Source organism: Arsenophonus sp. ENCA (assembly GCF_002287155.1).
Taxonomy (GTDB): Bacteria; Pseudomonadota; Gammaproteobacteria; order Enterobacterales; family Enterobacteriaceae; genus Arsenophonus; species Arsenophonus nilaparvatae.
In genome coordinates, this window is the sequence record NZ_NHNG01000428.1 from 1 (window position 1) to 7,515 (window position 7,515).

At 34.7% G+C, this 7,515-nt stretch carries 10 protein-coding genes and 1 pseudogene; 2 read left to right on the top strand and 9 right to left on the bottom strand.

The features are described 5' to 3' along the window. Nucleotides 1-164: 164 nt before the first annotated feature. Nucleotides 165-563 carry a hypothetical protein gene (locus CBG25_RS11165; RefSeq protein ID WP_290605980.1) on the bottom strand — a complete coding sequence of 133 codons (399 nt, stop codon included), beginning with the start codon at nt 561-563 and terminating at the stop codon, nt 165-167. Between the two features lie 482 nt (nt 564-1,045). On the opposite strand from CBG25_RS11165, the gene CBG25_RS11170 reads away from it, so the two are divergent. Continuing rightward, nucleotides 1,046-1,522 carry a lytic transglycosylase domain-containing protein gene (locus CBG25_RS11170; protein WP_290606678.1) on the top strand — a complete coding sequence of 159 codons (477 nt, stop codon included), beginning with the start codon at nt 1,046-1,048 and terminating at the stop codon, nt 1,520-1,522. 31 nt (nt 1,523-1,553) lie between these two features. Here CBG25_RS11170 and CBG25_RS11175 read toward each other — a convergent pair whose 3' ends face one another. From CBG25_RS11175 to CBG25_RS11215, 8 genes and pseudogenes are all read right to left on the bottom strand, one after another. After that, complete coding sequence (locus tag CBG25_RS11175) at nt 1,554-2,723, bottom strand: hypothetical protein (RefSeq protein ID WP_290606680.1); 1,170 nt, start codon at nt 2,721-2,723, stop codon at nt 1,554-1,556. A 69-nt stretch (nt 2,724-2,792) separates the two neighbouring features. Beyond that, the gene (locus CBG25_RS11180; protein ID WP_290606682.1) at nt 2,793-2,969 is read right to left on the bottom strand and encodes a Rop family plasmid primer RNA-binding protein; all 177 of its coding nucleotides are present in this window, start codon (nt 2,967-2,969) and stop codon (nt 2,793-2,795) included. 48 nt (nt 2,970-3,017) lie between these two features. Then, complete coding sequence (locus CBG25_RS11185) at nt 3,018-3,365, bottom strand: plasmid partitioning/stability family protein (protein WP_290606684.1); 348 nt, start codon at nt 3,363-3,365, stop codon at nt 3,018-3,020. 20 nt (nt 3,366-3,385) lie between these two features. Next, nucleotides 3,386-4,374: pseudogene (parM, locus tag CBG25_RS11195) on the bottom strand (plasmid segregation protein ParM domain-containing protein). Nucleotides 4,375-4,634: 260 nt separating this feature from the next. After that, the gene (locus CBG25_RS11200) at nt 4,635-4,994 is read right to left on the bottom strand and encodes a ProQ/FINO family protein (protein WP_290606690.1); all 360 of its coding nucleotides are present in this window, start codon (nt 4,992-4,994) and stop codon (nt 4,635-4,637) included. Between the two features lie 16 nt (nt 4,995-5,010). Further along, the gene (locus CBG25_RS11205) at nt 5,011-5,187 is read right to left on the bottom strand and encodes a hypothetical protein (RefSeq protein ID WP_290606692.1); all 177 of its coding nucleotides are present in this window, start codon (nt 5,185-5,187) and stop codon (nt 5,011-5,013) included. Between the two features lie 3 nt (nt 5,188-5,190). Then, complete coding sequence (locus CBG25_RS11210; RefSeq protein WP_290606693.1) at nt 5,191-6,132, bottom strand: Rpn family recombination-promoting nuclease/putative transposase; 942 nt, start codon at nt 6,130-6,132, stop codon at nt 5,191-5,193. A gap of 227 nt (nt 6,133-6,359) precedes the next feature. Continuing rightward, on the bottom strand, nt 6,360-6,992 hold the full coding sequence (locus tag CBG25_RS11215; RefSeq protein ID WP_290606694.1) for a 3'-5' exonuclease: 633 nt from the start codon (nt 6,990-6,992) through the stop codon (nt 6,360-6,362). Here CBG25_RS11215 and CBG25_RS11220 point away from each other — a divergent pair. After that, nucleotides 6,954-7,515 (top strand): hypothetical protein (locus CBG25_RS11220; RefSeq protein ID WP_290606695.1); only part of this gene is annotated, 562 nt, incomplete at its 3' end. The two genes, CBG25_RS11215 and CBG25_RS11220, sit on opposite strands and share 39 nt — an antisense overlap.

Genomic DNA, 7,515 nt, shown 5'->3' on the forward strand with positions numbered 1-7,515 from the left:
GTTTGATGATAGGATTATTTGTTTGATACATAAAATTACCTTTTATTTAATTATCTAATGATGTTAATTAAAACCGGTAACTTTCTTTTTTAAATCAGAATTGTCAGATTAAGTTAAGACTAATACACCTAATTTCAGGGGCTTTTTAATAAAAAAGCGTTATTTTATTTTTGTCTAAAAAAATGACTAACTTTATAATCGACTTCGTTAATTCTTTCTTTCACAGCTTGATAACCAAATGCTTTAATCATGTTATCATCAATATCCTGTGGTCGCTTATGAGCAAATTCAAACATCGAATCGAGCTTTAATTCGGATTTAAGAACAGCATCAGCAATTAAAGCGAGTTTTTCATCCAGGGTAATATCCTTATTGCCACCTTGTTCATTTTTTTTCTTTAAAACTCTGACCCCTATTTTTAGTATTTCCAATGCAACCGCCGTCCGATTTGCCGTAGATTTATTTTCACCATCTTTTAATTTTTCATCGACCATTTCATCGATAAAATCCATAATACTAAAAGGAATCTTCAACAGAACAGGATGATTTTTTTCGCCTTTCATTTCAAACCTCAAAAAAAATGAATTAAATTTACACTTAATTTTGTATTATATAATTAAGTTATAAATATGTTAAAATTAATTAAAAATTATTTATTGCAATATATTTTGACTTATATCACATTTTAAAACTATTTATAAATTAAGCAAAAACTTAATAAAAAATTAATATAAACTTTATTTTGATATTTTTTTATTAAAAAACATTAAGTTATTTAAAAAATAGCCATAACTTATTTAAAATATATTTTTAACTTATCATTTTTATTACTTAAAAAGAAAGCTATTTTTATATAAGTAACTAAAATTTAAATATAAAATTAAGCAAAATTTATTTTGCGTGTGGTATGTAAGTTAGTAGTAGAAAAAGCGGATTTGGTGAGATAACATTGAAAGTCTTTATTGGAATATCTTTAAAAAATCCTTTTACTTTATAGGGGCGACAATATGCCGAATTGTTCTGTTTTTGAATAAAGAGCTACGTGATGAAAATTAAAAATTTAATGTGGCTATTTTGTCTTGTTATTTCAAAATTATCGCTTGCCGATTGCTTTGATAAAGCAGGAAGTTATTATCATATTGACCCAGATTATTTAAGAGCCATTGCCTGGCAGGAATCTAACTTCAATCCAAAAGCAAAAAACAAAAATAAAGATGGCTCATTCGATTTAGGTGTTATGCAGATTAATAGCAAAACCTTTAACGCAATTAAAAATGAATACCCTATGTTAATTGAAAATGACTTAATCAATCATCCTTGTTTAAATATTCATCTTGGTGCCATGATTTTAACTCGTAACTTTGCTAGCTACGGCAAAAATTGGCTAGCCGTAGGGATGTATAACGCGGGAATGAAAAATACCAATACATCAATTAAAAATCGTTACCACTATGCAAATAAAATTTATCAATACTATAATCAGATTAAAGACGGAGAAATGATCAGCAAACACCTACAATAAAAAATATATTCCCCTATAACTTTTTCTTAAATCAAAAAAATAAACTATCAATACAATAACTATCATGAGCAGGAAGAGAACGAAGAAACTTTTTAAGTCTCTTGATAGAATCAATTTTTTTAATTTCCTTATCTACATTATTCGCCTCGATTTTAATCTCTTCGATATATTCACTCATTTTTTCTTTAATTTTCTTTTTACTCGATGCAGAAAAAATTTTCCAAACATAACTCTTAACACCTTGCCGATTAAAAATGTCCTGATGCGTTAAATTTAATTCCCGTAAACGCATTTCTAGAAGATGATTAATATGCAAAAGGGTCTCACTATCAAACTCATACGCTTCATCACTCACGTATTGACTATACATACTAATGAGGGTAACAACGTCACCTTTCTTTTTAGCAATGGAAAGTAATTGCATAATCTGATGTTTTTCTGCCTTTTTAGCTAAATCTGTTTCTTTATCGGGATGAATAACATTAGCAATCCTTTTGTAAATTTTATTTAGCTCACTCCCTCTAAAAATCTCAGTGATTTTAGTGCCTTGTTCTTCGCCTTCCTGATAATAATTAAACTTAAAATCTGCCCAATCCCGCTCTGAATTTTCCCAATCTTCTTTCTCTTCAGGATGCTTTTCTAAATAAGCGTCCTTAATGCCTTCAATCAAATTGACTAAATCATTTTCATTTCCCGATCTGAAGGTATCTCTAATTTCATTATGGGGTAATTCAATATCATCACCAAGCGTGGCCTTTAACATTTTTTTAAAATCATTACAGGCTTTATCCAAAATTTTTTGGTTTTTTTTGGCAAAATATTTTTCAGCATAATTGTCGAGATCTTCGGAAAGTGAACTGAGGGTCTCAGGATTACAGAAAAACGGGAAATCATATAAGAAATGTAACTGACTTTCTAAGTACTCAAAAAGACTCTCACGATCTTTCGAATTCAGATCGCACTTATTACTCAAGAAAGACATAAAATGCTTGACTCGTAAACAGCGAATATCTGCAAGTTTTTTTTCATGAGGCAAAACAATCTGTTCATATTCTTGATATAAACGATCGACTTTCAATTCCGCTTTTTGATTACGTTGCTCGTATTGTTTTATTTTATTCCATAAAAAACGGATAGTATCAGCCTGAGACTCGGTATGTTCTTTATGAGGAAAATGTCTTTTTAAGAGAATTTGATTCATATGAAATATTAGTGTTATTTGAGTAAAATAAAAGCATAACATGAAGACATTATTGATAATAATTATTTATCATCTTTCTAGTGTTCGTTTCAAATTAAGATAAAGCGCCTCTGCCATGTCGTGCAAATCTTCGCACTCATCTGCACAATCATCCAGATTAAGTTGATTGAGTTTATCTAAGAATATTAATGTTTGGCTTTTGATAAAACCCGCCATTTTCAGAGCTGATAGTTCTTGTTTGTTCATCGTTTGTTAAAAGAATTAATACATTAATGAGAGGGTTGATATCGCCAATTATCTTTTCAGATTTGATAACCTCGCGGACAAATTTTTTTCAGAAGAAAATTCATTCGTCGCCTCATGCTTAAGTTCTACAGATTGACTGATTTTTTCTCTGCCTGTTGTCTGCTCTAAAATTGAATAAAGATTATTAATATCAAACTCTTTAGAATAGAAAGTACTAATCAATCCTAACAAACGACTATCAATCTGGGATACGGCTGCCGCCGTTATTATTGCCTGACGATAAAAATCGCCTTTCAGTTGACTAGGCAAGTTATCAATAAAGTCAATGGCCTTTTTATCCTGTTGATATATTGAAGGATGAAGGTAAGCAGTAATTTTCTTTCGACTATTATTCATAAAACTTTAATCTTATGCAGTTAAGACAAAGCAATAGCTTTAACTAACGCTAATTGAGGTTCGAAAATTTTCTCTACCTTATGATTTTTGAAATAATCGTTAACATAAGAATAAATAATTTCAGCACCCCCACCTGTTAAATAAATTCGATTAATATTATTAATTTTCTCAATCTTAGAGATAACTCTGTCCGCTAAATTTTTAGAACCTTCAATCACAACTTCAGTAATATGAGTGATTTTTTTCGGGTCATTAATGACTTTTTTAATAACACCATATTATTCACATTCTTAATAATTTCATCGGCAATATAATAACTACTCGGAGAAGAGGCAAGATAAAGGGCGTTGATAACAGATTTAGTGAGTTTTGATACCCCTATTTCAGAATTACCTTTAATTTCTGAAATACTGTCTAACAGACCTTGAATTACCGCGCAATCTAATGTCGTTCCGCCTAAATCAACAATTAAGCTGCGTTCTAAAGAAGAAATATTATCTTTTATTAATACTTCCCTCACTGCCGGAATAGACTCAGGCATCACCATCACGTTAACGATGTTAAAGTTTTCACCTTTATTGATATTAACTTTCTTTAAAATATTTTCTTTTTTTCGCTGAATATTTTTTTCGTTAATTTGCGCATCTTCCGTAAAGAATTCAGTAACAGGAAGCGTCACAGTTAACTCAATATTTTGAGGGAGCAACCCTGAAGTTAAAAGAGCGTGGTGAATGGCGAGTCGGTTGAGCGCGCTGTATTGGTAGGAAACGTGGGTTGTTTCAATAACAGAACTACTCCCGATATCGAAAGTATATTTTTTATCATCAACTAAATAATTAAATACTGGATTATTACTCAATATCTCAGTATTCCAACCTTCTTTAAAGCTATTCGGTGATATATGTGTCAATATCTTTTCATTTTCTAGCCAGGCTAATTTAACGCTAGTAGAACCATCATCACAAGCAATTTTCAACATAAAAAACCCAAAAAAGTAATTATATTCCATATAATTTAACTCAAAATGAGTTAAATTTCAAATAAAATATCATTTTGAGTATTTATCACAATAAAACATCTCATAAATAAATAATTATATTAATTTAATAATATCAAACTGAGTGATTAATTGACTATCTTAATCAATTGTAACTCAAACTGAGCAAATAAAACAACCAAACCTCAAAATGAGGCTTATAAATAAAAAAATACAATTTTGTTACATTAAGATAATAACAATCTTACTCACTTTGAGATTATTGTCTTTGGTTATATGTTTTCCTTGTTTCGCCGTGCCAAACGTTGCAGATTATCCTCAACATCGGCTTGGGTGACCTCTCCGACTATCTGACCGTCTTTGTCATAACGAAACGCACCTAACTGGATAAGCGCACGATAATCAGCGTGATAACCAATACTCCCTAAACAGGCTCTCAAACGCCTTCTGGATATTGTGAAGCCCTTTTCTTTCACTTCTTGCCACATATCTTGCTGGATACCAATTTTCATGGGTCTCAATTGATTCTCAGGAAATAGACTAGGCCAAAAAGTGGTTATCTGTGAGATAGCCTCGTCTAACGGCAATCGCTTTTTAGGCGGTATTGGGGGGGTAGGAATTTTAACCTTCACTACCTGTTTAGGTTTTTCAACCCACCTTCTTGGGCTGCTGTTTTGCTACTTTGTGAGGATGAGGCTTTTTTGCCTGTTTTTTAGGTGTAGCATTCATCCAGACCTTTTTACCGTAAACTGAGTTACTTTGGGGCTGCTCTTCTTGTGAAGCCTTTCTAGGGCGATTGAGGCTTAATTTCTGGCGTTCTGTCATGGTTTAATCTTTAAACAGGTTACTCATTTCCGTATCAGTGAGACCTGTTGATAGTTTCACGATATCTCTTTCTACGCCCTTCTCAAGAAGTTGGCGCGCTATCTTCATCGATGCCTGTTTTTCGCCTTCAAGTTTACCTTCTTGAACGCCATCATTTTTACCTAACTGGTAGCCTTCCTGTTTCCCTTCTTGCCTTAATGCTTGAGCAATAGTCATAAGTGCTCCTTCGTGTTTCTCTGATTGTTTGGCTATCTCAGTGATAAATTCCATGGGTTTTTGTGCATTACCTTCTTGGATGAGATAGTTAAACATCGTGATAACCTGATTATCGGTATAATAATTATACGACAACAGCGTGACAATTTCATTCATAAGCTCCGTCATATCCCTTCTGCGAATGTGCTTCTGGACTAATTCAAGCAACGCCATTCGTTTATGCTTCATAATTTCATCGTCTTCTAGCGTTGTCACATCCACGAGCTTAAACGGTTTTGTGTATATTTTTTCAGCAATATCCCGCCCACTAAAACAATCGAGCCAGTCCGTGCTGTACGGATGCGGGCTTTTCTTGCCGCAATAAAACAGGATGGGAAACACCAGCGGCAACTTTTTGTGTCCAGCCTCTAAATGCTTCTGCATCGCTGCCATGCTATAGCGCATAAGTCGCCATGCCATCAGTTTATCCGGTGTGGATTGATGCTCAATCAGTAGGTAGATATAGCCTTTCTCTTGTTGGGTATTTACAGAATAGAGAATATCACTCTGGTAATTCTTCATATCACTATGGATAAAAGAGCCAGACTCCACTTTTAGACTATCAAAATCACATAGAGCCTTAATCTCATCCGGTAGCCAGATATCGAAGAAATCTTGTGCGGTCTCTTTTTCACTTAAAAACTGCTTGAATACACTATCGTGTGGCGTTGGGGTGAATTTTTTACTCATCCGATATCTTCAATGATGGCTAGAGGCAGATTGAATTATGGCAAACAAACAGGCTATATTAAATACGCTATTTATTCATTACGTGTCCGATATTATAATCCAGTCATACAAAAACGCACCCCATCTTATCAGGTGCGTTTATTTTTTGTTACTAGCATCCCTTTCATGGTTAATCACAATAAAACCGCTCACAATCGATTACAGGCGGTTTTAGTGGCATATCTGAATCAACCTTGTGCCGTTTTTTCATTCTCAGCAACGTTGGCTAAAATATTTACCAACAATTTATTGATGATAAGTGTCTTTTTCGCTCGGGTTACCGAGACATACAGCAAATTGACTTCATCTCTAAAGGCTGCTTTGTCCATTTCAGGGTCAAAAAGATTATTCGGAAAGTCATTATTGATTTCGACAATATCCCACTCTAGTCCCTTTGCGCGGCGGGCAGTGGTAACCGTAACCGTTGCTTCATCTTCACTGTCTAGCGTTCGTTTGCGTAAAACATCCACTTTCTTTGGTAACGGGGTAAATTTTTCGATGATTTTGATAGATTGCAACATTTCCTGGTCACCACTGGCATTGGCCATGTGCTTATAATTCGCATAATTGCGATATTCGGTGTAAAGCCGTTGGTGACTCATCTTCTTTCGCTTACCGAATGAAAACCAGTGAAGGTTAATTAATTCATCGATACGATAAGCCGCTATCCCATTAACCCAATAGATAGTCGCTTTTTTACTACTGGCTTCCAGTGCTGAACCAATCACCCCTGCTACCGTTCGACTGAGGATGGCGCGGTGAGGAAAGCCTTTCTTAGGGACATGAATAAGAATGTCATCTTTTTCACCTCTGCCAACCACCTGGAGCAGGAGTTTACCCAGTTTGCTTATTCGCGTTTAGGCGAAGCTGAGGCAAGTCATGTGTTAACGGATGCGGGGTCACCCACGGTCAGGGCACAGCGTGAAGCGCTGGTAAGCGAATTTAGCGATCGCATCGCGGAGGATATCCGGCATAATCACTTTGCCAATCAAACGGTGGTGGCCAGTCATTATCAAGGTATGCAAGTCCCACATGATGCCAGTCAATATGATCCATTTGGGTTTAATCAAAGTGCGGCACAATTGGAAAAACAAGCCAATAAAGGCCAGATTCGGCAACACCAGACCATTGTTAACCCTGAAACAGGTGAAAGCAATAAAGTCAGTCTACTTGAATCCGCCGAAGCCAATACCGGCGAATACGCGAAAGCAATACGGGCAGAAAAAACCGATTTTGGGCACAACGTCGAACCCACTCAGGAGAAAATAATCGCCAATGAGAAGGCGATAAATAAGGAAAAATCCGCTAATCTTAAAAGGTACGAGGATAAAGGAGGGAAATCAC